General features: G+C 67.8%; 20 protein-coding genes and 1 tRNA gene. 4 read left to right on the top strand and 17 right to left on the bottom strand.

What is annotated here, in order from left to right; translation table 11 throughout:
• Nucleotides 1-195: 195 nt before the first annotated feature.
• Nucleotides 196-1,362, top strand: coding sequence for a hypothetical protein (locus H261_RS18250; protein ID WP_008620440.1), 1,167 nt, complete (start codon nt 196-198; stop codon nt 1,360-1,362).
• A gap of 34 nt (nt 1,363-1,396) precedes the next feature.
• Entirely contained in the window at nt 1,397-2,494 is a 1,098-nt protein-coding gene (locus H261_RS18245) for an alpha/beta hydrolase family protein (RefSeq protein WP_008620437.1), read from the top strand.
• 153 nt (nt 2,495-2,647) lie between these two features.
• On the opposite strand, the gene H261_RS18240 is transcribed toward H261_RS18245, so the two are convergent.
• The 9 genes from H261_RS18240 to H261_RS18200 form a co-directional block, all read right to left on the bottom strand.
• Nucleotides 2,648-3,055 carry a nuclear transport factor 2 family protein gene (locus H261_RS18240; protein WP_008620436.1) on the bottom strand — a complete coding sequence of 136 codons (408 nt, stop codon included), beginning with the start codon at nt 3,053-3,055 and terminating at the stop codon, nt 2,648-2,650.
• A 392-nt stretch (nt 3,056-3,447) separates the two neighbouring features.
• Nucleotides 3,448-4,026 (bottom strand): hypothetical protein, encoded by a 579-nt coding sequence (locus H261_RS18235; protein ID WP_152426961.1) that lies wholly within the window; start codon nt 4,024-4,026, stop codon nt 3,448-3,450.
• Between the two features lie 266 nt (nt 4,027-4,292).
• Nucleotides 4,293-4,760, bottom strand: coding sequence for a hypothetical protein (locus tag H261_RS18230; protein WP_152426960.1), 468 nt, complete (start codon nt 4,758-4,760; stop codon nt 4,293-4,295).
• A gap of 91 nt (nt 4,761-4,851) precedes the next feature.
• Nucleotides 4,852-4,927, bottom strand: a tRNA-Glu gene (locus H261_RS18225).
• A 70-nt stretch (nt 4,928-4,997) separates the two neighbouring features.
• Nucleotides 4,998-6,773, bottom strand: coding sequence for a single-stranded-DNA-specific exonuclease RecJ (gene recJ, locus H261_RS18220; RefSeq protein WP_008620434.1), 1,776 nt, complete (start codon nt 6,771-6,773; stop codon nt 4,998-5,000).
• Complete coding sequence (gene glpX, locus H261_RS18215; RefSeq protein ID WP_008620433.1) at nt 6,770-7,762, bottom strand: class II fructose-bisphosphatase; 993 nt, start codon at nt 7,760-7,762, stop codon at nt 6,770-6,772. The genes recJ and glpX overlap by 4 nt, the downstream gene beginning before the upstream one ends.
• 12 nt (nt 7,763-7,774) lie before the next feature.
• Nucleotides 7,775-9,064: a homoserine dehydrogenase gene (locus tag H261_RS18210; RefSeq protein WP_008620432.1), complete on the bottom strand. Its 1,290-nt coding sequence runs from the start codon at nt 9,062-9,064 to the stop codon at nt 7,775-7,777.
• Nucleotides 9,061-10,296 (bottom strand): LL-diaminopimelate aminotransferase, encoded by a 1,236-nt coding sequence (locus H261_RS18205; RefSeq protein ID WP_008620431.1) that lies wholly within the window; start codon nt 10,294-10,296, stop codon nt 9,061-9,063. The genes H261_RS18210 and H261_RS18205 overlap by 4 nt, the downstream gene beginning before the upstream one ends.
• 127 nt (nt 10,297-10,423) lie before the next feature.
• The gene (locus H261_RS18200) at nt 10,424-11,539 is read right to left on the bottom strand and encodes a hypothetical protein (RefSeq protein ID WP_008620430.1); all 1,116 of its coding nucleotides are present in this window, start codon (nt 11,537-11,539) and stop codon (nt 10,424-10,426) included.
• A 216-nt stretch (nt 11,540-11,755) separates the two neighbouring features.
• Between H261_RS18200 and H261_RS18195 the strand changes: the two genes are divergently transcribed.
• On the top strand, nt 11,756-13,552 hold the full coding sequence (locus H261_RS18195) for a PHA/PHB synthase family protein (protein ID WP_008620429.1): 1,797 nt from the start codon (nt 11,756-11,758) through the stop codon (nt 13,550-13,552).
• A gap of 124 nt (nt 13,553-13,676) precedes the next feature.
• Here H261_RS18195 and H261_RS18190 read toward each other — a convergent pair whose 3' ends face one another.
• The gene (locus tag H261_RS18190) at nt 13,677-16,646 is read right to left on the bottom strand and encodes a PAS domain-containing protein (RefSeq protein ID WP_008620427.1); all 2,970 of its coding nucleotides are present in this window, start codon (nt 16,644-16,646) and stop codon (nt 13,677-13,679) included.
• Between the two features lie 142 nt (nt 16,647-16,788).
• Nucleotides 16,789-17,649: an SPOR domain-containing protein gene (locus H261_RS18185; RefSeq protein ID WP_008620425.1), complete on the bottom strand. Its 861-nt coding sequence runs from the start codon at nt 17,647-17,649 to the stop codon at nt 16,789-16,791.
• 379 nt (nt 17,650-18,028) lie between these two features.
• On the opposite strand from H261_RS18185, the gene H261_RS18180 reads away from it, so the two are divergent.
• Nucleotides 18,029-18,568, top strand: coding sequence for a cytochrome b (locus H261_RS18180; protein WP_040476842.1), 540 nt, complete (start codon nt 18,029-18,031; stop codon nt 18,566-18,568).
• Between the two features lie 49 nt (nt 18,569-18,617).
• Here H261_RS18180 and H261_RS18175 read toward each other — a convergent pair whose 3' ends face one another.
• The 6 genes from H261_RS18175 to H261_RS18150 all read right to left on the bottom strand — a co-directional run.
• Nucleotides 18,618-19,325 carry a cytidylate kinase-like family protein gene (locus H261_RS18175; RefSeq protein WP_040476841.1) on the bottom strand — a complete coding sequence of 236 codons (708 nt, stop codon included), beginning with the start codon at nt 19,323-19,325 and terminating at the stop codon, nt 18,618-18,620.
• Nucleotides 19,326-19,430: 105 nt separating this feature from the next.
• Nucleotides 19,431-20,843 (bottom strand): methyl-accepting chemotaxis protein, encoded by a 1,413-nt coding sequence (locus H261_RS18170; RefSeq protein ID WP_008620419.1) that lies wholly within the window; start codon nt 20,841-20,843, stop codon nt 19,431-19,433.
• Nucleotides 20,844-21,236: 393 nt separating this feature from the next.
• Nucleotides 21,237-22,097, bottom strand: coding sequence for a 16S rRNA (adenine(1518)-N(6)/adenine(1519)-N(6))-dimethyltransferase RsmA (gene rsmA, locus H261_RS18165; RefSeq protein WP_008620417.1), 861 nt, complete (start codon nt 22,095-22,097; stop codon nt 21,237-21,239).
• Nucleotides 22,090-23,097 (bottom strand): 4-hydroxythreonine-4-phosphate dehydrogenase PdxA, encoded by a 1,008-nt coding sequence (gene pdxA / locus H261_RS18160; RefSeq protein WP_008620416.1) that lies wholly within the window; start codon nt 23,095-23,097, stop codon nt 22,090-22,092. Before pdxA ends, rsmA begins: the two co-directional genes overlap by 8 nt.
• Nucleotides 23,094-24,362: a peptidylprolyl isomerase gene (locus tag H261_RS18155; RefSeq protein ID WP_008620415.1), complete on the bottom strand. Its 1,269-nt coding sequence runs from the start codon at nt 24,360-24,362 to the stop codon at nt 23,094-23,096. The genes pdxA and H261_RS18155 overlap by 4 nt, the downstream gene beginning before the upstream one ends.
• A 17-nt stretch (nt 24,363-24,379) precedes the next feature.
• Nucleotides 24,380-26,715: LPS-assembly protein LptD (locus H261_RS18150; RefSeq protein ID WP_008620414.1), on the bottom strand; the 2,336-nt coding region annotated here is incomplete at its 5' end.

The raw sequence follows: 26,715 nt of genomic DNA, 5'->3' as shown, positions 1-26,715 counted from the left end.
GTACCCCAGCCATCTCCACCCCTGAAACCGACAATGGCTTTTGCCGCCACCGTTGATGACGGCCATCGCCGGTCGCCAGGCCTGGTCGAAAATCATCACAGTTCATGCATGGCCGTCCGCGGTCGGGCTGCGGATAATGCTTTCATTATTCGGGGTGTCGGATCACAGGCACTGGACCTTTTGCCTGGAGTACCCATGTCGAACCAGAACGCGCGTCTGTTGGCGCATCTCAAGGAAATCCACTCGTCTCCGGTCGGCTACACGGTGCTGCACTGCCATATATCGGCCATGCCGGTCTCGCTCAGGACCCGGGACAACATCTCCCAGGCCATCGCCGTCCTGAACGAGCTGAAGCGCACCGCCAAGATGTCACAGGTTTTTCTTTTAAGTAATTTCGAGGTGGTGTTCGTCGGCTACGACATCCTGCCGGGGGCCTTGCGCAGCGCCGGCTCGAAGATCCACAAGCTGTTCGGCTACGCCGAGCCGCGCGGCAAGACGCCCTACGGCACCGGCGATTTCTATACGGTCATGGAACTGGCCACCCAGGGCAAGCGTCTGCTGGATTTCGCCGAATCCGTGGCCGGCCCCGGGGAAGGACAGGAGGTCGCCGCGACGGGCAGCAAGATCATCGACGGCAAGCTGCTGTCGGTGATCAAGGGCCGCATCAAGGGGACCGACCTGTCGAGCATCATGCTCAACCAGCCCATCTACGCCATCGACGGGACGGGCCGGATGGCCCCGCTGTTCCATGAGCTCTACGTGTCGATCCGCCGGCTCGAGGACGCCTTCTGCCCGGGGATCAGCCTGACCGGCTCGCGCTGGCTGTTCAACGACCTGACCGAGGACCTGGACGCGGCGGTGCTGCGCCGCCTGTCGAGCATGCCGGAACTGGGGCGCAAGCGGTTCAGCCTCAACCTCAACATCTCGGCGCTGACCACCCCGGTGTTCCGCGACTTCGACGCGGCGCTCAGCCCGCAGCAGCGCGCCAACATCATCATCGAGATCCACCGCAACGACCTGGTGGCCAATTTCTCCCTGTACAAGAAGCTGGCGCCGCTGCTCGCCGCCAAGGGCTACAGCCTGTGTATCGACGCCCTCGAGGCCTCGCTGCTGCCCCACCTGGATCTCAAGGGCATGCACTTCCAGTTCGCCAAGGTGTTCTGGTCCGACGACGCCCCGCAACTGGCCGCCCAACTGCGCTGCCGGGTGGACGAGAAGGGCGGGGCCGGGGGCGCCAGCTACATCCTGGCACGCTGCGACAAGCCCGAGGCGGTGAAGCTGGCCCAATCGGTGGGTATCGGCCTGCTGCAGGGCAAGCTGATCGACCACATGGCCCGCAACAACATTCCCGCCGTGGCGTGATAGCATTCCCGGCGTCACGGGAAAGGTCGGCGCCATGGACCGGTTCATCGCGGTTTTCCTCGTTCTCCTGCTTCTCGCCGGTTCCGCCCGGGCCGCCGGGCTGGTCGAGGAGGACGTCGCCATCAAGGCGGCCTTCCGCGACGGCCCCCTCGACCTGGAGGGGCTGGTGGTGCGGCCCGACGACGGCCGCCGGCATCCCCTGGTGGTGCTCAGTCACGGCGCGCCGCGCAATGCCGATGACCGCGAGGGCATGCGGGCGCGCGGCCAGTTGTCCAAGGCCCGCGAGTTCGCCCGTCGGGGCTGGGTGGCGGTGGTGGTGATGCGCCGGGGCTACGGCGAATCCGAGGGCGAATACGTGGAAAGCTCGGGGCGCTGCGACAGCCCCGATTATGTCAAATCCGCCCGCACCGGCGCCGAGGACATCCGGCAGGCTGTCGCCTGGATGGCCGCCAAGCCCTATGTGGACGCCTCCAGGGTGCTGGCGGTCGGCCAGTCGGCGGGCGGGCTGGCCACCGTGGCCCTTGCCGCCGATCCTCCCCCCGGCCTGGTGGCGGCCGTCAGCTTCGCCGGCGGGCGGGGCTCGACCAGGCCCGACCATGTCTGCACCGAATCCCGGCTGGTGGAGGCCTTCGGCACCTTCGGCCGCACCGCGCGCCTTCCCATGCTGTGGGTCTATGCCCGCAACGACCGCTTCTTCGGCCCGGCCCTGGCCGCCCGCTTCCACACGGCCTTCACCGAGGCGGGCGGACGGGCGCAATTCATCGCCGCTCCCGATTTCGGCACGGACGGGCATTACCTGTTTTCCTCCAAGGGCGGCGAACGCTGGACGGCCCATGTGGAGCAGTTCCTGGCGGTCCACGGGCTGACCCAGTTCGAACGCCCCTTGCCGCCCCGCGACGAATCGGCCATCGCCTATCCCAAGGGCCTGTCCGAGAAGGGCCGCGCCGCTTTCGTCAAATACCTGGACGGGCCGACCCACAAGGCCTTCGTCATGTCGTCCTCGGGGGCCTTCGGCTGGCGGACCGGACGCAAGGACGTGGACGAGGCCGTCCAGGACGCCACCGAATTCTGCGCCGCCCACAGCAAGAAGACATGCTACGCCGTCATGATCGACGATGACGCCGTGCAGTAGGCGGCAGGGGGCGACCAGGCCATCGAGCGTCAAATATGACGCTCGATGGCTTGGCTTTATGTTTGCCCCTCGCCGGGCGCGCGCCTCTGCGCGCTTGGCCGCCGCCGCAATGGCGGCTGATCGCGGCGCGCGTCGGATTTAGGACGCGCCGCTCTATTTCGCCTGGGGCTGGCTGTGCCACCAGATGCGCGCCTCGGCGCACAGGCCGTCCACCAGCGAGGCCTGCAGGATGCCGTCCAGCACCATCCGGGGCAGCGGATCGCCCGGCTGGCGGGACACCAGGTTGGTTCCGGTGGACTTGGCCCAGATCTGGAACAGCTCCTCGGACGCCACCTGATAGGTGACGTGCCAGTGGGCCAGGCCGATTCCATCCCGGTCGGCCAGGACCTCATAGGTGACGTGGACGTCTTCCTGAAGCTGCACCCGCTTCCAGTACTCGATCAGTTCGGCGGCGCCGCGCTGAACCTGGAAGGGAGTGTTGTGGTAGCGTCCGTCCGCCTGGAAAAGTGCCGCGAACATGCCCGGATCGCGCTGTTCCCAAGCGGCCTTGTACCCCTGCATGAACCGATCCATGTTCCGTCTCGCTGCCGCCGTGGTTGCCGGATTGGCCAGACGGACGGCATCCGCCCTCCTGACGGATCGTAGGGTAGCCGCATTCCGACGCCCCATGAAGGCGAAACTGCGCGCCGGGGCGGCCCTTGCTTGCAGGCTGGTTCTTTGACTTTCGGGAAAAGTCGCGAGAGTGGCGTGCCGGTGGCAACCCCATCCAACCATCTATCCTTAGATTTCAAGAGGTTATGACGCCGCGGAGGCGGGAACAAAACGTGATTGACAGGCATTGCCCGGTCAGGCACATTGATTCCCGTCAACACCACAGGCACGCCCGGTGACCGGCAACGGTTCCGGGCTTTGTTGTTTCCAGGCATGTGGCAAGCGGCCACCGCGCTACGTCGTTACCGTTCCCTCTGGTCGAACCAGCAGGCCTGCCCCCAATCGCCACCCCAATATGATCCGCCCTCGATCTTCGGGGTGAGGCTGGGATGGCAGAACTTGTTGGTTCGCCAGAACTCGGCCAGTTCGGCATCGCCGAAGTTCCAGATGGCTCGCTTGCGCTCGGCATCGCCATAGATCGGGCATTCGTTGATGCCGATGTCGGTCATCTCACTGATCGCTGTGCGTGTATGCCAGTGGTCCAGTGGACGGAAGACCCAGAACCGGATGGCGGGTTCGGCAGTCTGCACCAGCGTCACGACGTAATGGGGCGTGGTTTCGATCACCCGGTATCGAATGGGCAGATAGGGCTTGCGCAACTGGTAACTGATCCGCCCGTCGCCGTGAACGGTCATGGCACCGTTCTCGATGTAGGCCCCGTCATCGCATCGCGGTTTCCAGGTTCCTTCGAACCCCTTCATTCCGATCCGGCCGGGTATTTCCGGCCATCCCTTTTCACCTGGCTGGGTTTCCGGATAGGCCCAGGCCGGTTGAACGGCGGCCAGCACCAGCGCCGCCAAGAGCAAAGCGATCCATCGCATCTCTTCATCCTCCACACAACCCACAGGAGACTATCATGGACAACAAGACCATGCAGCGCATGCGCGCGCACATCACCAGAAACGAAAAAGAAATCCCCACTCCCTACAAGGACAGCAAGGGCCTGCTGACCGTCGGTACCGGCTTCAAGGTCGATGACGTGAAATCCTTCGTCGCCATGCCGTTCGAGATCAAAGACCCAAAAACCGGAGAACCGCGCCCGGCGACCGACGCCGAGAAGAAGGCCGAATTCCATCGGGCCAGGGGACTATCGAATACGGAATTGCAGAACGGCCCCGGCATGAGCCCGCTCTCCCTGCCGGAAGCCGAAATCAAGCGTCGCCTGGACAGCGAAATCACCACCCGCATCGATAAGATCAAGGATGAGGTCGGCACCGCCAACTGGGACCGCCTGTCTCCTGGCCAGCAGACCGCCGTGCTCGACGTCCATTACGCCAACGGCAGCCTCGACAACTACCCCAATCTCAGGAAGGGCATCGAGACCGGCAATGCCGAGGAGATCGCCAAAAACGTTGATTTCCATAGCGGCGGCGCCCGCAACTGGGACCGCCTTGCCCGCAACCGCGCCGAGGCGCAGGGGATTTCCCTGGACGAGGCCAAACGGCAGGTCGAGGCGGATCGCGAGGCCGGTAAATTCGACCTGCCCAAACAAGGTGATCAGCTCATCCCGCGTCCGGAACCCCGCCCGCTCGGCATTGCTGAAGCCGGTGGACAAGTGGACCGGGGCGCCGACATGGTACACACGATGCGAAACGCCACTGACGGGCGGATCAGCAACCCACTGAAATCTCAGCTGTTTTGGAAGTTGGCGTCCCCTACGGGATTCGAACCCGTGTCGCCGCCGTGAAAGGGCGGTGTCCTAGGCCTCTAGACGAAGGGGACGTCGAGGCGCGAGGGCGACTTGATAGCCGCCCTTGGGGGGAAAATCAAGGCACAAAGCTGCAAATTCGCATCATCGGGCGAAAGCGGCGTCGTCGACGATCAGCTGGACGCTGGAATTGCCCTGCCAAGTGTCGACGCGTAAGCTTCCGGCCAAGTGGAAAGCGGCCCCCGCCGAGGACAGCAGGGCATGGCCCATTTCCGAATCGGCGGCGCGAAAGGCGATGGCTTTCAGGCGCTTGCCGCCGGCCCCGGCCAGCATCAGGCGCACATGGCCCGAGCCCACTACGTCGGCCTTGGCGATGCGGGCGCCCGACACGGCGAAGCGCGGTTCCGGATTGCCCGAACCGAAGGGGCCGACCCCCGCCAGGGTTTCCACCAGCTCGATGCCGGCGGCACCGGCGTCGAGCGCGCCGTCCAGTTCCAGCAGCGGCACCAGTTCGCCCTCCAACTGGGCCTGCAGGCGTTCGGCCAGGAAGTCGCTTAAGGAGTCCAGCTTGTCCCGCGCCACGGTGAAGCCCGCCGCCATGGCATGGCCGCCGCCGGCCCGCAGCAGTCCCGCCTGGCGCGCCGCGATGATCGCCGAGCCCAGGTCGAGGCCGGAGACGGAGCGGCCCGAGCCCTTGCCCTGGTCGCCCTCCAGCGCCACCACACAGGCGACGCGGCCATAGCGTTCCTTGAGGCGTCCGGCGACGATGCCGATGACGCCGGGATGCCAGTTCTCGCCCGCCGCGATCAGCAGCGGGCGGCCGTCGTCGGGGCAGCTTTCCACCTGCTCGATGGCGTCCAGCAGCACGGCTGCCTCGATCTCCTGGCGGTCCTTGTTGTAGCCGTCCAACTGCCGGGCGATTTCGGCGGCCTCGGCCGGGTCGTCGGTGGACATCAGGCGGGTGCCCAGCTCGGCCTCGCCCACCCGTCCGCCGGCATTGACCCGCGGTCCCAGCACGTAGCCCAGGGTATAGGAATCGGGGCGCTCCTTGACCCCGGCCACGTCGGCCAGGGCGGCGAGGCCCACATTGTTGCGCCGGGCCATCACCTTGAGACCCTGGACCACCAGGGCGCGGTTGACGCCGACCAGCGGCACCACGTCGCAGACGGTGCCGAGCGCCACCAGGTCGAGGTGGCGCATCAGGTCGGGGGCGGGACGCCCCTGGTACCAGCCGGCCTGCTTCAGGCCGCGGTTGAGCCCGACGGCCAGCAGGAAGGCGACGCCCACGGCGGCCAGATGGCCGTGGGGGCTGGTCTCGTCCAGACGGTTGGGGTTGATCACCGCCAGGGCGGCGGGCAGCGCCGCCTCGCCCACATGGTGATCGACGACGATCATGTCCAGGCCGGCCTGGTGGGCGGCCTCCAGCGCCTCGAAGGCGGTGGTGCCGCAATCCACGGTGACCACCACCCCCACTCCCTCGTCCTTGAGACGGAGCAAAGCGGAGGCGTTGGGGCCGTAGCCCTCCCTGATGCGGTCGGGAATATAGACGCTGGCCTGGGCGCCCATGTCGGCCAGAGCGTTTCTGAGCAGCGCCGAGGAGGTGGCGCCGTCCACGTCGTAATCGCCGAAGATGCCGATGGTCTCGCCCCGGGTGACCGCCGCCACCAGCCGCTCCACCGCCCTGTCCATGCCCAGCAGGTGACCGGGATCGGGCAGCAGGTCGCGCAGCGTCGGGTTGAGGAAGCTTTCCGCCTCGTCCAGGCCCACCCCCCGGGAGGCCAGCACCCGGCCGACCAGTTCCGGCAGGCCGAGCCGCTGGGCCAGAGCCTGGGCCAGCCGCTCGTCGCCGGGCCGCGCCAGCCAGCGCCGTCCGGAGAGCGAGCGCTCCACTCCCAGGAAGGCGGGCTGGCCGTAGCTCATGCGGGGAGGTGGCTCCGGCTGAGGTCGTGCTGGACGCTGAGGTGACGGATGGTGCCGGTGGCCGAGCGCATGACCAGGGAATGGCTTTCCGCCCGGTTGCCGGGCAGCAGCCGGGCGCCCTTCAGCACATGGCCGTCGGTGATGCCGGTGGCGGCGAACATCACCTCGCCCCGGACCATGTCCTCGATGTTCCACTTGCGCCTTGTGTCGGCGATGCCGACCCGGCGCGCCGCCGCGTGGTCCTGTTCCGAACGGCACAGCAGGCGGCACTGCATCTGCGCTCCCAGGCATTTCAGCCCTGCGGCGGCCAGCACGCCCTGGGCGGCGCCGCCCGAGCCCATGTAGACGTCGACGCCCGAATCGGGCAGGCCGGCGGCCAGGGCGCCCGATACGTCGCCGTCGTCGAACAGGGTGACCCGCACCCCGGCGGCATAGAGCCGCTCGATCAGCTCGCCGTGGCGGGGACGGTCCAGCACGCTGACGGTCAGCTCGGAGATGGTCAGGCCCTTGGCCTCGGCGAGGCGCGAGAGGTTTTCTTCCGGCGTGGAATCCAGGTCCAGCAGGCCGGCGGGCAGGCCGGCGCCGACCACGATCTTTTCCATGTAGGATTGCTGGGGCACCTTGAGGAAGCTGCCCTCCTCGGTCATGGCCACCACCGACAGCGCGTTGTGGGCGCCGCGCGCGCAGATGGAGCGGCCCTCCAGGGCGGTCAGCACGATATCGACCTTGGGGCCCTTGCCGGTGCCCACCTTCTCGCCGGTGTGCAGCGGCTGGCTGGCATCGTCGCCCTCGCCGTTGACGATGACGCCGTCCATGGCCAGACCGTTCAAGGCGTGGCGCATGGCCGAGCAGGCGGCCTGGTCGGCGGCGCGCTCGTCGCCGCGCCCGGTCTGGCGGGCGGCGGCCAGCGCGCTGGATTCGGTGACCCGCACCACCTCCAGCGCCAGATTGCGGTCGAGAACGGGCAGGGTGGCGGAATAGATGGACATGACCCGATGCCTTCAGAGGGACTCGATGCGGATAAGCTGCAGGTCGGTGACCGACGCCAGCCCCCGGATGCGTTCCACGGCGCGCAGCATGGAGGCCTCATCGGTTTCGTGCACGGTCATCACCACCGGCACCACCTCGGAGGGGGCGCGGCCGCGCTGGATGATCTGCTCCATGGAAACCTTCTCGGCCTTGAGCGCGGCGGCCACGTCGGCGAACACGCCGGGTTCGTCGCGGACCATCAGGCGGATGTAGAAGGCGCTGCGGTGGGTTCCGGCGGGCGCGGCGGGCAGAGGCTTGAGTGTGTCGACCGTCAGGCCGAAGGTGGGACCCACCCGGCCGGTGGCCAGGTCCATCAGGTCGGCGACCACCGCCGAGGCGGTGGGCCGCGCCCCGGCGCCCCGGCCTTCCAGCACGGTGCGGCCGACGAAATCGCCCTCGGTGACGATGGCGTTGAACGGGCCGCTCACATGGGCCAGCGGGAAGCTGAGCGGCACCATGGCGGGGTAGACTCGGGTCTCGACGCCTTTGTCCGACGACGAGGCGACGCCCAGCAGCTTGATGCGGTAGCCCAGTTCGTCGGCATAGCGGATGTCCAGCGCGCTGACGTTGCGGATGCCCTCGCACGACACGCCGTCGATGTTGGTCGGCATGGCGAAGGCCAGCGAGGCCAGGATGGCCAGCTTGTGGGCGGTGTCGGTGCCGTCGATGTCGAAGCTGGGATCGGCCTCGGCATAGCCCAGGGACTGGGCCTCGGCCAGCACGTCGGCGAAGTCGCGGCCCGAATCGCGCATGGTGGTCAGGATGTAGTTGCAGGTGCCGTTGAGGATGCCCATCACCTTGGTGACGCGGTTGCCGGCCAAGCCTTCGCGCAGGCTCTTGATCACCGGGATGCCGCCGCCGACGCTGGCCTCGAAGCCGATGTTGCCGCCCTTGGCCTCGGCCAGGCGGGCCAGGGCGACGCCGTGATGGGCGATCATCGCCTTGTTGGCGGTGACCACGCTCTTGCCGCGCTCCAGCGCCGCGGTGACCACGTCGAGCGCGATGCCCTTGGCGCCGCCGATCAGCTCGACCAGGACGTCGTAGTCGCAGCTCTTGGCCATCTCGCGGGCGTCGGCGAAGAAGGCCACGCCGTCCAGCGGCAGTTCCGCGGGCTTCTCCAGGGCGGCGGCGGCGACCAGGGCCAGCGGGCGCCCGGCGCGGGCGGCCAGCAACTCGGCCTGATCGTGCAGCAATTGGACGGTGCCGCCGCCGACGGTGCCCAATCCGGCGATGGCGATTTTAAGGGGGGACGCTTTGGTCATTGTTCCGTTCCTGCTGCACGCTGTTTTTCGGAAGCCTCGAGCACCTGTCCGGTGCTGCCGAGGAAGGTCTTGATGTTGCGCACCGCCTGACGGGTGCGCTGGACGTTTTCCACCAGCCCGATGCGGACGTGGGAATCGCCGTATTCGCCAAAGCCGATGCCCGGCGCCACCGCCACCTGGGCCTCGCGCATCAGGAGCTTGGAGAATTCCAGCGAGCCGAGATGGGCGAAGGCCGGGGGGATCGGCGCCCAGGCGAACATGGTGGCCGGCGGGCTGGGGATGTCCCAGCCGGCGGCGGCCAGGCCCTCGATCAGGGCGTCGCGGCGGCCCTTGTACAGGGCGCGGATGTCGTCGACGCAATCCTGCGGGCCGTTCAGGGCGAAGGCGGCCGCCACCTGGATGGGGGTGAAGGCGCCGTAATCGAGATAGCTCTTGATGCGCGCCAGGGCGGCGATCAGCGTCTTGTTGCCCGCCGCGAAGCCGATGCGCCAGCCCGGCATGTTGTAGGTCTTGCTCATGGAGGTGAACTCGACCGCGATGTCCTTGGCGCCGGGAATCTGCAGGATCGACGGCGGCGGCATCACGTCGAAATAGATTTCCGAATAGGCGAGGTCGGACAGGATCCAGATGCCGTGATGGCGGCAGAACTCCACCACCTGGCCGTAGAAGTCGAGATCGGCCAGCAGGGCGGTGGGGTTGCTGGGATAGTTCAGCACCAGGGCGATGGGCTTGGGCACCGAATGGCGCACCGCCCGGTCCAGCGCCTTGAGGAACTCGGCGTCCGGGGTCACCGGCACGAAGCGGCACGAGCCGCCGGCGATGATGAAGCCGTAGGGGTGGATGGGATAGCTGGGATTGGGCACCAGCACGATGTCGCCGGGGCTGGTGATGGCGTTGGCCAGGTTGGCCAGGCCTTCCTTGGAGCCCAGGGTGACGATGCACTCGGCCTCCGGGTCGATGTCGACGGCGAAGCGGCGCTGGTAATAGCCGGACAGCGCCTTCCTCAGGCCGGGGATGCCGCGGCTCATGGAATAGCGGTGGGCGCGCGGGTTGCGGGCGGCCTCCACCAGCTTGTCGACGATATGGGCGGGGGTCGGCTGGTCGGGATTGCCCATGCCGAAATCGATGATGTCCTCGCCGGCGGCCCGGGCGCGCGCCTTCATGGCGTTCACCTCGGCGAACACATAGGGCGGAAGACGCTTGATCCGGTGGAAGTCGTGCTGGCTGCTCATGGGCCGAACCTAATCTGCTGCGAAGGCCCCCTCGGATGGGGACCGTAGCGCGGCGACGGTTAAGAATCGATTGGAATCTGGTCGGAACCGGCCTGCGCCGGCTCCACCCGATTCCCGCCGCGCGGCCTCAGTACTCGATGGAGACCCTGGCGCCGCTGTCGTCGAAGGCCGAAGACGCCGCCGGGTCGGCGGCCACCATGATCTTCCGGGCGGGCACGCCCAGGCCGGTGAGCGACTTGGCCACCGCCTTGGCGCGGCCCAGGGCGACGGAGGCATCGTCCTGGCCGGCGAACGAGACGGCGCCGGGCGAGGGATAGCCCACGACGCGGACCACGCCGCCGGTCTGGCGCTGCAACGCCGCCACCTCGCGCAGCTGGGCGCCGTCGGCGGCGGTCAGGCCGCCGTTGGGGCCGAACTGCACCGAGGCCACCTCAAAGCTGGCGGCGGGGGCCTTGGGCGCCGCCACCATGCCCTTGGCGCCGCGCAGGCCCTTGGGCGGGGTCAGCTGCGGCGCGCGCTCGCCGGTATCGGCGGCGAAGGACGGCGAGCGGGCCATGCCCATGGGCGGCGGGGCCGGGACGGCGTAGGTGTGGGCCGGCTGGCTGTAGGACGCCTGGGTGCGGGCGGCCGGAACGCCGGTGAAGGGATCGCCCTTGTTGGTGGCGACGGCGGATTCGGCCAGGCGCTTCTGGAAATGCTCGGCCAGCAGGCCGCGCCGGGTCGGCACGGCATCGGGAATCTCGGCGCGGGCCGGCGGTCCGCCGGGCGCGGCGGCGGGCGGGGCGTTGGGGCCCTCGTCGCGGGCGGCCTGCATGCGGCGGTCCAGCGACGGCTGGTAGGAGCCCTTGCCGGACGCGTCCTGGGCGGCGGCAGCGGGGGCCTCGGCCACCTGGGTCTGGGCCGGCGGGGTGCGCTTGGCCAGCTGCTTGGTGGGGGTGGGCTCGCGCCGCACCGATTCGGCGTACTTGGCATTGCCCTTGTCGGCGGCCAGCCCCTTGCCCGAGGACTTGGCTCCCGCCTCGTTGACGTTGGGGAACGAGCCGTCCGGGCGGCGGGGCGCGGCGACCACGGGGGCATCGTCGCCCTCGAAGACTCCCGCGACGCCCTTGTACCACTCGACGGGGTTGAGGGCGTCGGGAACGTACGAACAGCCGGCGATCAGAGCGACGATGGCGACGCTCCGGCCGACGGCCAGCGTGCGGCGCTCATGACGACGGCGCCAAGCCTCGATGCAATCGAACATGGACGAAACACTGCCCCCGGTATCGAGAAACTATTTTTGTCTGGACCGAATTTTACGGCAAGTTCACGTTTATCAGGCCATGGTTCGAAAGTATATAGGTCTATGGAACGGGCGGAAAGGATGGGCGGTGCACCCATCCCCACGCCGGACGGTGGGACAAGGGGGCGTTCGCCGTGTATGGTTGCAGTCTGGATGCACCGTAAAAAGGGGTACCTGATGGCCGAACAGACGGGCACCGATTCAAAGATGATTGATGCGGCGGAACTCTCCAAGGCGATGACCAGCATCGCCGAGCGCTCCCAGCGCATCGTGACCGACTTCCTGACCCGTCAGGCGGCCGACCCCACCGCGGCGACGGCCGATCCGCTGAATATCGGCAATGCTTTCATGGAGATGACGGCCAAGCTGATGAGCGACCCGGCCAAGCTGGTCGAGGCCAATCTCAATCTGTGGCAGGACTACATGTCCCTGTGGCAGAACACCGCCCGGCGCATGCTCGGCGAGGAGACCCAGCCGGTGGCCACCCCCGATTCGGGCGACCGCCGCTTCAAGGACGAGATGTGGCAGGAAAACGAGATCTTCGACTTCATCAAGCAGTCCTACCTGCTGTCGGCCCGCTGGATGCAGGGCGTGGTGAAGAACGTCGAGGGTCTGGACGACCACACCGCCAAGAAGGTGGATTTCTATACCCGCCAGTTCGTGGACGCCATGGCGCCCAGCAACTTCGTCCTGACCAACCCGGAGGTGCTGCGCGCCACCGTGGAGACCCGGGGCGAGAACCTGCTGAAGGGCCTGAACAACCTGCTGGACGATCTTGAACGCGGCAAGGGCAACCTGGCCATCAAGATGACCGATTACGACGCCTTCAAGGTGGGCGACAACATCGCCGTCACCCCGGGCAAGGTGGTGTTCCAGACCGACCTGATGCAGCTGGTCCAGTACGACCCGAGTACACCGCAGGTGTTCGAGAAGCCGCTGCTGATCCTGCCGCCGTGGATCAACAAGTTCTACATCCTGGACCTGCGTCCCAAGAACTCGCTGATCAAGTGGGCGGTGGACCAGGGCCACACGGTATTCGTCGTCTCCTGGGTCAATCCCGACGAGAAGCTGGCCCACAAGGGCTTCGGCGACTACATGCTGGAAGGTCCGCTGGCCGCCATCGACGCCATCGAGAAGGCCACCGGCTCCCGCCAGGTCAACGCCGCCGGCTACTGCCTGGGCGGCACGCTGCTGGCCTGCACCCTGGCCTATCTCGCCGCCAAGGGTGAGGACCGCATCGCCTCGGCCACCTTCTTCACCACCATGACCGACTTCAAGGACCCCGGCGAGTTGGGGGTGTTCATCGACGAGGAACAGCTCTCGGCCCTGGAGACCCGCATGAACCAGGCGGGCTTCCTGGACGGCCGCGACATGGCGACCACCTTCAACATGATGCGCGCCAACGACCTGATCTGGTCGTTCGTGGTCAACAACTACCTGCTGGGCAAGGACCCGTTCCCCTTCGACCTGCTGTACTGGAATTCGGATTCCACCCGCATGCCGGCGGCCATGCACAGTTTCTATCTGCGCAAGATGTACCAGGAAAACCGGCTGGTCGAGCCGGGCGGCATCGAGCTCAACGGCGTCAAGATCGATCTGTCCAACATCAAGACCCCCATCTACATGCTGTCGACGCGCGAGGACCATATCGCGCCGTGGCAGAGCACCTACGCCCTGACCCAGCATGTGGCGGGGCCGATCAAGTTCGTGCTGTCGGCCTCGGGCCATATCGCCGGCGTGGTCAATCCGCCGGCGGCCAACAAGTACTGCTACTGGACCAATACCAAGAAGCCCAAGAACCCCGAAGTCTGGCTGGCCGGCGCCACCCAGGTGGAGGGCTCGTGGTGGACCGATTGGCAGAAATGGGCGGAGAAGTTCGCCGGCAAGCAGGTTCCGGCCCGTGTCCCGGGCAGCGGCAAGCTCAAGGCCATCGAGGCGGCTCCCGGCTCCTACGTCCGGGTCAGGGCGGTGTAAGCCGTTATACCTGACCGGTCGGTCGATCAAGGCGGTCCCTGCGGGGGCCGCCTTTTTCTTGCGCCCCGATGCGGCCGGGGCGGCCACGCTCCAATGGAGGCGGAGCGCGGGCATCCTGCCCGCTTCATCCCCCGATGGCCGGCAGCGAGACGGTGAAGGTGCTGCCCTGGCCGGGTTCCGATTCCACCCGGATACCGCCCCCGTGGCGGTCGACGATCTTGCGGCAGACGGCCAGGCCGATGCCGGTGCCCTCGTATTCGCTGCGGGTGTGCAGGCGCTGGAAGATCATGAAGATGCGTTCGAAATACTCGGGATCGATGCCGATGCCGTTGTCCCGGATGGCGATGTCCCAGCCCTGTCCCGACGGCGTGGCGCTCAGTTCGACCACCGGCGGCCGCTCGGGCGAGCGGTATTTCAGGGCGTTGCCGATCAGGTTCTGGAACAGCCGGGTCAGTTCCATGCGGTTGCCGTGGGCATGGGGCATGGCGGTCAGGGTGGCTATGGTGGCGCCGTTGTCGGCGATGGCGGCGCTGAGATTGGCCAGGGCGTCGGCGACGACCTCGCCCAGTTCCAGGTCCTCCATCTGGCGGTCGGCGTGGCCGATGCGCGAATAGTCCAGCAGGTCGCGGATCAGGGTATCCATGCGCCGGGCGCCATCGACGGCGAAGAGCAGCGATTCTGCGGCGTAATCGTCCAGCTTGTCCTTCAGCCTGCGCTGGAGCAGTTGCAGGTGGCCGGTGATGGCCCGCAGCGGCTCGCGCAGGTCGTGGGAGGCCACATAGGCGAACTGTTCCAGTTCGGCGTTGGAGCGGGCGAGGTCGGCCAGGGCCTTTTCCACCGTCTTCTGGGCGTTGCGCTGCTGGGTGATGTCGCGGGAGAACACCGCGACCCGGCTCACGCCGCCATCCCTGTCGCCCACCGGGTAGACCCGGTTGTCCAGGACGATGCCGTCGCGTTCATCGTGGGTATGCATGGGCGCCTTGCCGGCCAGGACCTGCTCGAACTGGGCCTGCCGGGCTTCGGCCAGGTGAGGGGGCAGCAAGCCGAAGAAGTCGCTTCCCACCATCTGGTCCGGGGTCCGGCCGAAGCGGGCGGCCAGCGCCTCGTTGGCCGCCAGGATGCGGCCCTCGGGGTCCAGGAGCATGGCGCCGTCGATGGTGGCGTTGAGCAGGGTGGTGGACAGTTCCTCGCTGTCCTTCAACGTCTGTTCGATCTGCTTGCGCCGGATGATGCCCGCCAGGGTGTCGGCGACCATCTTCAGGAAGCGCTCCTCCTCGTTCAGCCACTGATGGCCGTGGCCCACATAGGTGTTGAGCACGCCGAGCAGGTCGGGGCCGTTCATGATCGGCACGCAGTAATGGCCGTGCTCGTGCATGTCGTCGACGCGGGTCTCGTGGCGGTCGTCCACATGGCCGGCGAAAACCACCTCGCGCCGCTCGGCGGCGCTGCCGCAGAGGCAGTGGCCCACCCGGATGGTCGCGCAGGCGCGGACGATGGCCGGCGCCATGTTGTGCTCGGCCACCAGCCGCAGCGTCCGCCCGCCCGGTTCGGCCAGGAAGATGCTGCCCTTCTCCTCGAGATTGAGCCAGGGCAGGCAGAGGATCTCCACCAGGGAATCGTGCAGGATTTCGTCCAGCGGCCTGTCCTCCAGCGAATGGCGGAGGATGGCGCCCAGCGCCGTGGTGACGGCCAGGTTGCGGGCGGCGTCGGTCTCGGCCCGCACCCGCCGGGCGATGTCGCGGAACAGGGTGACCACCCCGGTGACCTGGCCGTTCTGGATGATGGGGGCGCAGGTGAACTCCACCGGCAGGGGGGTGCCGTCGCGCCGCCAGTGCACGTCGCGGGGCACGTGCCGGATATTGCCGTCGTGCAGGGTCTGCGACACCGGGCAGGCGACGGCGGGGTAGGCGCTGCCGTCGCCCCGGTGATGATGGACCTCGTTGTGGAGGTTGAGGCCGATCCCTTCGTTCTCGGCCCATCCCAGCATGCGGCGTGCTGCCGGGTTGATGAAGGTGATCCGTCCCTCGGGGTCGACGCCGCAGATGCCTTCGCCGGCCGAGGCGAGAATCAGCTCCAGGCGATGGCGGGCGTCCTCGGTCTGGGCGTGGGCTTCCTCGATGGCCAGGGCGGCCTGGTGGCGGGCGCGCCAGCCGCGCAGGAACAATCCGGCCATGGCCACGCTGGCCAGGGCGAACAGAACGGAGACTATCCCCAGGGTCCAGGCCTGATGGTCCCACTCTTCCAGGTAATCGTCCTCGGCCAGTCCGACCACCACCCACAGCGGCAGGGTGCCGACGCGGTGGGCGCTGTGGTTGCGCAGCACCTTGTCGCCGCCCGAGCGCGTGACATAGGCCGCCTTGTCGCCGCGGGCGTCGATCAGTTGGCGCAGCGGCGGTGAAGGTATGGGGGAGGATGTGAAGATCGCCCCGGGTTCTCCCAGATCGGGGTAGCGGGCGATCAGGGTATGGCTGTCGTCCCACAGGGCGATCGCCCCCTTTTCCCCGACCTTGACGGCGGCCAGGCTGTCGTTCAGCCGTCCGATGGGCAGCGCCACGTGAACAATTCCGGCGAAGGTGCCGTCCGGGTGGGTGAGGCGGCGGCCCAGGGTGATCATCCACACCTTGGCGGCCCGGCCGAACAGGGGCTTGGAGATGGCCATGCCGGGGGTCTCGCTGTCGCGCAGCCGGATGAAGTGCGGATGGTCGGCGATACTGGCCTGGGGGACCTTTATTCCGGTGACGCCGTAACGGATGACCCCCGTTTCATCGACCACCCGCAGTCCCAGCGTTTCGGGCATGCGCGCGTCATGGCGGCGCAGGATGTCTTCCAACTGGGCGGCATCAATGCCGCCTTCCCGTTCCTGGCGGGCGATCTCGTCGGCCACCGCCAGCAGGGTCAGGTCGATCTTGTCCATGATGCCGCCGAGATTGGAGCGCAGCACGGTGGACAGGCTTTCGACCAGGGCGGCGGCCTGCTGCCGGTTCTGCTCGCGCCCCACCGACACCGTCATGGCGACGATGACGCCGATGAACAGGTTGAGCACGACCACGGCGGAGAACAGGCGGATGGCGAAGCGCCGGGTTTCCGAATCCATCCTCTCCGGCGCTTCGGATGCTTGGCGGCAATCGGCTGAGAGCGGCTGGGAGGACATGGCTTCTAATCCGAACGCCATAGATACTCCGTCAAATGATAGACGGCGGACCGCGGCGGAACAAGGATTTATACCTATTGGTTGTCTAGAAATTGCTGATGGCGCAGGACTGGCCCTTGCCGCGCAGGGCCTGGCACAGGGTTTCCGCCTCGGCCCCCGACAGCGGGCCGGCCATCAGGCGGTAGGTGGTGCCCAGATCGGGAATGTCGGTCTTGACCGCCTTGAATTCCAAGGCCGCCAGTTCGGGGTATTCCTTCTTCAGGGCCTCGACCGCCTTGTCGGTCATGGTGGGCGAGGCCATGGACAGCAGGTGCAGGCCCAGCGTCCCCTTGGGATTGAAGGGCTGGGTGCCGCCCGGAATGTCGCCGGGCCTGGTGGCGCCGGGAACCCCGCCATCGGGAATGGCCGGTTTCTTTCTGACCGGCTTCTTTTTGGGCGGCGGCGGTGGAGGCGGCGCGTTGGCCAGCGCCCGCTCGGCGATAAGGATGGCGGCCATTTCCCGCTGGAATTCGTCGTGTTCGACCAGGCCGAGACGGGCAAGGTCCTCGGCCCGCCGCCGGCCGGTGGCCAGGGCGGTGCCGTCCAGGCGGGCGGGCGGGGTGCGCAGGCCGGGCTCGGCGGGCAGCAGCGAGTCCATCAGGAAGTCGCGTTCGGCCTGGCGGACCGAGGGCGGCATGTTGGCGGCCGGCACCGACAGGCGGGACAGGCGGTCGGCGATGTCGCGCAACGCCACCGTGCGGCCCAGCCCAGCGGCCGGCGGCGGGGCGGAATAGGGCAGCAGGGCGCCGAGATTGGCGTTGCGCCGGGTTCCGGCCTCCTCGGGACTGACCAGCCCGGCCTCGGCCAGTTGGCGCAGCAGCAGGAAACGCTGGGCCTCGGGGTCGGCGGCGATGACGGAGGGAACGTTGAGGCGGACGTCCGGGTAGCGGACGGTCTCACGCGCCATCTCCTGCGGCGGCGATGGCCAGGATTCGGCGGGCGGCGGGACGCCGACGATGCCGCCGCAGCCTGCAAGGCCCAGCGAAACCGCAAGACATGCCGCGACCGAAGTGAGAACGGCGTGCGCCAAATCTGGCGCACGCCGCGATTTACGGCCATTGAGGCCGTGGCCAAGCGCGCCGAGGCGCGCGCCCGGTGAGGGCAAAATCAAGGCTAAAGCGTGATGCAGATTTTCTGCGTCATGCTTCAGATGCGATGCGCGACGCGCCATGGGCAGCAATCCCCCGAAACTCCTTGCATGAAGGGTATGCGCTCGGCCGGCAATGTCAACCTCCGGTGCGGCGTGCTAATCTTCGCGGATTGCTCGTTTGAGTCGGGGGACTGCCATGACTGTTGCTGTTCCGGCACGCTATGACGCCGTGGCGCGGCTTCTGCACTGGGTGATGGCCGCCGCCATCCTGGCCCTGTGGGTGGTCGGCCACATGATCGATGCCCTGCCCAAGGGGCCGGTGCGCTCCGAGGTGATCGGCCTGCACAAGGCCATCGGCGTGGTCCTCCTGGTCATGGCGGTGGCGCGGCTGGCCTGGCGTCTGGCCCGGCCCCAGCCGCCGCTGCCCGCATCCATGCCCGCCGCCGAGCGGCTGATGGCCGCCGCCGGGCATGTGGCCCTCTACCTGTTGATGGTGCTGATTCCGCTGGACGGCATCCTGCTCAGCCAGAGCGCCGGCCGCGAGGTCTCGGTGTTCGGGTTGGTGCTGCCGGCCATGGTGGGCAAGGACGACGCCCTCAAGGACATGCTCAAGGGCGGCCATGTGGCGATGGGCTGGCTTCTGGCCCTGGTGCTGGCCGGCCATGTGGCGGCGGCGGTCCGTCACCGCTTCATCCTCAAGGACGAGGTCATGGCCCGCATGCTGCCGGGCCGGTAACGCCGCCCGGCGCGGGAGGGGAGGGGGAACTCCTCTCCCGCCGTCACGCTCACACGTGGGCGTGGACCAGGTCGCCGCGCAGCACGCGGCCGGAGTGGATGGCCTCGGCCATCACGATGATGGTCTCGACCACATCCTCGAAATCATCCATGCGGTCGGTGTTGATGGTCAGGTCGAACTGGCTGGCGTCGGACAGGCGCGAGCCGAAGGCCTCCCACACGAACTTGCCGCGCTGGTGATTGATCTCGCGGGCCTTGGCCAGCAGGTCGGCCTCGTTGCCGTTGCCGCTGCCCGCCATACGCTTGGCGCAGGCTTCCGGCGTGCCGGCCACCCGGATGCGCAGGGCACATTCGCCGGCCAGGATGACGTGGGCGCCGCGGCCCAGGATGACGCCGCCCAGGCGACCCAGGCTCATCACCACCTTGATCAGGGTGTCGCGATAGGCGTCGGGGCTGATGTCCTTGCCCGAGAACAGGCGGTAGAGCCACATGTCCTTGGCCCGGCCGAAGCCTTCATCCAGCATCTGGACGATGGCGGGATCGTCGTTGAGGCGGGTCGCCACCTCGCGCAGCAGGTCGTCGTCATAGAGGGGCAGCTTCAGGCGCTGGCACAGCCTGGTGGCGATGATGTCGCCGCCCGAGCCGAAATCGCGCGACAGGGTGATCACCGGTTGAGGCGGGCGGAGGTGTTCTCCCTGACGAGGGACCGTCGCCACCTCGGCCATGGCGGAGATTACGGAGAGGATATTGGTCGTCATGGAAGCCTCCCTGCGGAAAAACTACCTAACGGCCATGATACGCCCATGACGAAGGAGCCGCCATCCCCCGCGTGGAGAAGGCGGCCCCGGCAAAAACGCGGTTGATCAGATGCGGTAGCCCAGGCGGATGCCGCCCCAGTGGCGCCCCTGCACCGTGATGGGCGACGAGACGTCCTTCATCATGATGAACTGGCCGCCGCCCATGTCGCGGCGGTAGGTCTGCAGCAGGAAGGGCCGGGTGTTGCGCCCGGCCGACAGGCCGGTGCGGTCGTTGAAGATACGCCGGTTGCGGCAATTGGCGTTGTTCCACACCGGGTCGGCGCCCTGGGGGTGCGACACCTTCTTGTTGTGGGTGGCGATATAGCCGTTGCGGTCGATGGTGACGCAGAAGGCCACGCGTGGGTCCAGGCCGAGCAGCGGCTCCTGGATATCGGCCAGCACCAGATCGGTGAAGTCGGCGTAGCGCGAGGTGTGCTGCTGCGGATTGGTGCCGGCGATGGGCTGGTAGTTCTCGTCGAACAGGTCGGACAGCGAAACGCGCCCCGCGGTCAGCCCTTGCTCGAAGGCGGCGGACACCTTGCAGGCGGCGTCCTGGATCGCCTCGATGAACGGCGTGTCGGCGGTACGGAAGCCCGAGGCGGCGATATACCCCATCAACTCCTCGGAACTGCCCAGCAGCGAGGCGATGCGCTCGTCGGCCTTGCGCAGGCTCTCGCTGGTCATGGCGATGCCCTCGAAGAACTTGTCGATCTCGCCGATCACGTCGCCGCATTGGGTCAGCGAGGCCGAGGCGGCCTGGGAGATGTCGCCCACCTTGCTTTCCACCGATCCGATGACGTCGCCGAACACTGAAACCGCCTGGTTGATGACCCCGACTCCCGAGCCGACCGAATCGGCCATCTTCAGGGTGTCGGTGGAGGTCTCGATCAGGTCGGTGACCGAGCCGGACAGCTTGTGCACCGTGTCGTCGATGCCGCTGGTGACGTCGGCGGTCTGACGCGCCAGGGTCTTGACCTCGGTGGCGACCACGGCGAAGCCCTTGCCCGCCTCGCCGGCCCGCGCCGCCTCGATGGTGGCGTTCAGCGCCAGCAGGTTGGTCTGGCGCGCGATCTTCTGGATGTTGCGCGACATGGTGCTGACCTCGCCGAGCGCGCCTTCCAGGCCCTCCAGGCGTTCCTCGATGCCCTGGACGGCGCCGACCAGCCGGTTGACGCCCGACAGGGCCGTTTCCACGGTGCGCAGCGATTCCGAGGATTGGTGTCCGGCCTGGATCGTCATGTCACGGGTTTCGCGCCCGGCGATGTCGATCAGCCCGATGGTCTCGGCCATGGCGTGGGCGATCATCTTGAGATGACCGAACAACTCTTCCTGATGTTTCACGAAACGGGTCAGGCCGTCCATGGTGCCGGCGATGTCGGCCACCTCAAGGCTGAGGCTGTCGATCTGCTTCAAAACCTCGGTGGCGAACGAGTCAACACTCTCCGCCGTCGGGGAGGCCCCGCCGCGCTCAGCCGTCATTCCGCTATCTCCCTGATGTACAATTCACCTATTTTACAGCGCCTCTTTTGGGCGCCTTTCACAATTGGGGTTCAATAAAACCTATTGCCAGGGGATGCGTCAACGCTTGCGTTCATGAGGGGGCATGGCATTTGGTATGAGGGATGGAGGCTGAAGGGATGATTCGCTCTCCCCTTCGGATGGTTCGGCGGCGCTGTACTCGCCCAAGGATTTTACAGGCCTGTTCTTTGCCGGATTGGAAAAACGAAAGCGTCCGGCCAGGATGCAGCCCTTCATGCCGGGGTCGCAGGGTCGCCCCGCCACCCGGGTGCATGTGCCGTGGTCGTCGTGGACGCAGCCCCAACCGCTCATGTGACCTCCGTATCCAGCCGGGTCAGCATAGCACAAGGCGCCTCAAGGGCGCTGACGCTCGTCAAGGGTATGGGCGTCAAGAGCGCGGGCGTCAAGAGCGCGGGCCAGGGCGCAGAAGCCCTCGACCGGAATCTCCTCGGCCCGGGCGGTGGGGGCGAGGCCGGTGCGTTCCAGCAAGTCCTCGGCCCCTCCCAGGGCCTTGAGGCTGGAGCGCAGCATCTTGCGGCGCTGGCCGAAGGCGGCGGCGGTGACCCGCTCCAGGGTGGCGAAGTGGGCGGGGGCCAGGGGCTCAGGCCGCGGCACCAGTTCCACCACCGTCGAGGTCACGGCGGGCGGCGGGGTGAAGGCGCGGCGGTCGACGTTGAACAGCGGCCGCACCTCGCAGCGCCACTGGGTGATCACCGACAGGCGACCGTAATGGCCCGAGCGCGGCGGCGCGGCCAGGCGGTCCACTACCTCCTTCTGGAACATCAGGATCAGGCGTTCGAACGCCTCGGCGCGGCGCAGCCAGCCCAGCAGCAGGGCGGTGGAGATGTTGTAGGGCAGGTTGGCGACGATGCGGCGCGGCGTCTCGCCCAGGTCGGCGGCGTCGACGGTCATGGCGTCGGCGGCCATGATCTCCAGCCGGCCGGGATAGGCCTCGGCGATCTCGTTCTGGATGGCTATGGCGCGGTCGTCGCGTTCGATGGCGATCACCCGGCGCGCTCCGGCGTCCAGAAGGGCGCGGGTCAGGCCGCCGGGGCCGGGGCCGATCTCGATCACCGAGCCGACGGAGAGATCGCCCGCCGCCCGGGCGATCCGCCCGGTGAGGTTGAGGTCGAACAGGAAGTGCTGGCCCAGCGACTTGCGGGCGTCGAGGCCGTGGCGGGCGATGACCTCGCGGAGCGGCGGCAACTCAGCCATGGCGACGGGTCCGGTTGACGGCGATGGCGGCGGCCATGCGCAGGGCGGCGACCAGGCTGTCGGGTTTGGCCCGGCCGGTTCCCGCCAGATCGAAGGCGGTGCCGTGGTCGGGCGAGGTGCGCACCACCGGAAGGCCCAGGGTGACGTTGACGCCGCCGTCGAAATCGATGGTCTTGATGGGGATCAGTGCCTGATCGTGGTACATGCACAGCGCCGCGTCGTAGCACTGCCGCGCCCGGGCGTGGAACAGGGTGTCTGACGGCAGGGGGCCGAAGGCGTCGATGCCCAGCGCCCGCAGGTCGGCTACCGCCGGGCCGACCATGTCCTCGTCCTCGCGGCCCATGGAACCGCCTTCCCCCGCATGGGGGTTGAGGCCGGCGACGGCGAGGCGCGGCCGGGGGATGGCGAAATCCACCTCCAGCGCCTGGGCGGTGATGCGGCCGATCTCGACGATATGGGCGCGGGTCAGGGTGCGGATGGCCTCGGCCAGCCCCAGGTGGATGGTCACCGGCACCACCCGCAACTGGGGGCAGGCCAGCATCATCACCTCGCGCAGGCCGGGACGGTCCAGCAGGGCGGCGAGGAACTCGGTATGGCCGGGAAAGGCGAAGCCGCCCTGGTACATGACGTGCTTGTGGATGGGATTGGTGACCAGTCCGGCCACCTCGCCGGCCTGGGCCAGGGCGACGGCGCGTTCGATGGCGGCCTTGACCATGGGGACGTTGGCCGGGTCGGGCCGTCCCGGCTCGACTGCGACGGCCAGGGGCTGATGCAGGACGGGCAGCGCCGCGGCGAACGCCGCCTCGGCCTCGGCGGGAGACGACACTTCACGGACGGCGACGTCGAGCCCCAGCCGCCCGGCCAGCTTCCGCAGCCGCCCGGCGTCGTCGATCATCACGAAGGGCGGCGTACCGTTGGCCGCCCGGTCGGCCCAGGCCCTGAGCGCGATGTCCCCCCCGATGCCGGCGGGCTCGCCCATGGTCAGGGCGAGGAGGCTCACAGCCGGAAGTCGATGAAGGCGGTGCGGCGCAGGTCGCGCAGATAGCGCCGCGACATCATATCCAGGCGCTCGTCCTCGATGGCGCGGCGGATGACGTCGCGGCTGGGCAATCCACCCTTGACGATGTTCTCCTCGCGGGAGCAGACCATGGCCACCAGCAAGGCATTGCCGATATTGATGGGGGCGCTGGCCTTGTTGAGCGGGAGCGAGGCCACCACCTGCTGCAGGTTCTGCGGCATGACGGAAAGCGTCATGTTGTCGCGGCGCCCGGAGCGCTCCGAATTGAGTTTGCGCCCCAGATCCTCCATCTCGGGGCAGGACTTGAGCGGCGCCGTCAGTTCCGCCGCCTTGGCGGCCAGCTGCGCCATGGGCGGGCCGCCGGCCGGCGGCAGCGGGAAATAGACCTCGGCCAGGCTGAGGCGGGGGTCGGAGATGGTCGACTCGCCCGCCAACCGCTTGTCGATCACCGCCAGGATGGCATAGCCGGGGCCGGTGCGGACCAGGGGAGTGATCTGGCCCTTTCCAAGCCCCTGGACCGTATCGCGCACCTCGTCCTCCAGGGCGGCGGGGGTCAGCCATCCGAGCATGCCGCCATTGCCGGCGGAGCCGCTCTGCGAGAACTGGCGGGCCAGGGCCTGGAAGGGCGCGCCGGCGCGCAACTGCTCGATCAGGCGTTCGCCCAGGCGCTTGGCCTCCTCTTCCTGGCTGGGGGAATCCACCGGCAGGAAGATCTCGGCCAGCATGAATTCCGGCTGCCCGAATTGCTGGCGGATGGTTTCGATGCGGTCGGTGACCTCGTCCTCTCCCACCCGGATGGTGGGCTGGAGCGAGCGCATGATCAGCTTGACCCAGACGATGTCGGCCTTGACCTGCTCCTTGACCGCATCGGGATCGACGCCCGCCTTGACCAGCGAGGGCAGAAGCGTGCCGGGCGGCATGCGGTTCTGGTTTTCCACGTTGGCCAGGCTGCGCCCGATCTCTTCGCTGCCGACGCTGATCTTCAGCCGGGAGGCCTCCTGGCCCTGCAGGCGCTCGTCGACCATCTTGCGCAGCACCTGGGGGACGGCGCGGCGGCGGTTCTCGATATTGTCGGGCAGGCCGGCGACGGTGATGGCCAGCTTCAGGCGGGCTTCCAGGTCGCGGATCGAGATGATGTCGTCGTTGACCACGGCGGCGATGCGGTCCACCTCCTGGGCCGTGGCAAGCCGGAGGGGGGCGCACCAGATCACGAGTGCGGTCAGGACGATTGCGGCGCGGGCCAGCATTCTTGGTTTTCCTTCCTCTAGAAGACGCCGAAGGGCGCTTCACCCAGCGACTTCAAGACCACGGTCAGACTCAAATGGTATCCGGACAACAGGCCGGTCACGTCGGAATGATAGCGGTTGAATGCCCCGATCAGGGCGAAACACTCGTCGCTGTACATGGTGTTGGCCGTCCAACTGACGGTGCCGCCGTTGCCGGCTAGGTCCTGCTGCAGCGAGAGCGTGCTGCGCCAATGCTGCGAGTGCGCCGAGTTGAGGCCGTAATTGATGTACTGCCGCTTGGGGTAGATGGTGCTGTTGCTGGTGTTGTTCGGCGACATCATGCCGTAATCGACGTTGAAGGCCAGGGGGGGCGGGCCAATGGAGAAGCCCGCCTCGTTGCGGCGGACCTCCAGCGTATCCTTGTCGAGACGGACCCGGTCGCGCAGCGTGAAATTGCCGACCGGAGTGATATCGACGCGTCCGACGTAGTCGGAGAAGGTGTCGGTGAAGCCGCTGCCGGCGCCGAAGGTCGAACTCTTGCGCTGGCGCCAGCCCTGGGCGGCCTGGGCGATGATCGCGCCGCCCCGGGTGGGATAGGCGGTCCAGCGCAGGCCATAGGCCCCGCGCGCCCCGCCCTCGACCCGGTCGAGACCGGGCAGGCGGTTGGGGCGCATCACATTGGCCTCGTCCAGTTCGAAGCCCACGGAATCCTCGTTGGGAATCCGGGAATCCATGCCGGTATTGGGGCTGAGCGCCACCATGGCCACGGGCTCGACCACCTGGGTAAGCGACCGTCCCAGGCGGGTGAAGGGATAGCGCCAGTTGACCGCCACCTCGGGAATGGCGCGTCCGGCGCTGCCCGAAGTCTTGCGGGTGCCGGTCAGGTGGTCGGCGTGGTAGCCGTCGCCGCGCAGGGAGGTGGATATGGCATAGACCTGCCCGTCGGGCGAGATCAGCGGCAGGTTCCAGGCCACCTTGCTCGACAGGCGCTGGGCCTGGGCGCCGACATCGCGGGTGTAGGCCAGCAGGTCGGAATCCGTGGACCAATAGCTGCCCGCCCAGCCCGGCGAGCTGACGGTGTGGTGGACCATGTGCGGCAGGACAACCGGCGACTTGCTGGAATCCTCGATCACCCGCTTGCCCTGGAACGACATGGCCTCGACCATGGCGTAGCCGCGCCGGCTGAAGCCCTCCACATAGGGGCGGGTCATCAGCCAGGGGCGGTCCTCCTCGGTCCGCACCCGGTAGAGGGAGCGGTAATTGAGGTCCGACTGGTGCTGGACCTGCCAGCCGGCCCGCCAGGTGCGGTCCAGTTCCACCCGGCCCTTGGCTTCCAGGTGGCCGCGGATGTCGCCCGTGTTCTTGTCGGCGGTGATGCTGCCCTGCGAGATGGCCTCGCCATGGGTGCCGCGCCAGCGGTGCTGTCCCGACAGCTGCATCCGCTTCAGCACCGAGGAGGGGACGTCCTTGTCCGGCGTATTCACCTTGGTGATCTGGTCGAGCATGAAGCGCGGCGTCAGGGTGAAGTCCTCGTGCTCCGAGACCACCTGGAAATACGGCGTGGCGATGGACGCGCCCAGGGTGCTGTTCATGCCGAACACCGGGGCCAGCAGGCCGCTCTGGCGCTTGATGGTCGGATCGGGGTGGGACAGATAGGGGGTGTAGGCGACGGGGACGCCCTTGAATTCCAGCCAGGCGTCCCGGTACTCGACCTGGGCCTCGGCCTGATTGTGGGTGACCCGCTCGGCCTTGACCTGCCACAGCGGCGTGCGGCCGGGATCATCGCGGCAGGGTTCGCAGGCGGTGTAGACGGCCCGGTCGAAATCGGTGCGGTCGCCGCCCACCCGCTGGGCGCTCTGCGCCGCCATGCGGGAATTGTCGGCCAGGATGGTGCGGATGTCGCGGGCGACGCCGTTCTTGAAATCGCCGGTCAGTTCGAAATAGTCGGCATGGGTGACCTCGCCCGACGGTTCGGTCAGCACCACGTTGCCGGACGCGCCCATGACGTCCTGCTTCATGTTGTAGCTGACCGTGTCGGCGCTGATGGTCCGGCCGTCATGCATCATCTCGACGCGGCCCTTGGCGGTGACCACGTTGAACTCGCGGTCGTAGACCACCTGGTCGGCCACCATGTGGACAGGTTCCGCGCCGTCCCCGGAGGTCTTGAGACCGCGCATGGCGCGGGGAATGATGCGGGGCGGGTGCTTCAGCCCCACCGCGTCGCCGCTGGCATCCTCGCCGCGCATCAGGATCGCCGGCCGTTCCGTCACCCGCGACGGCGTCCGTTGGGCCCGTCCGGCGGGCGAGGCCTCGGCCCGGATCGCCGGCTGCATGGCGGCCGGCCGGGGCTGGGGGGCGGCCATGGTCGAGGGGA

Source organism: Paramagnetospirillum caucaseum (genome assembly GCF_000342045.1).
GTDB lineage: Bacteria > Pseudomonadota > Alphaproteobacteria > Rhodospirillales > Magnetospirillaceae > Phaeospirillum > Phaeospirillum caucaseum.
This window is presented reverse-complemented; position numbering and strand designations above follow the sequence as displayed.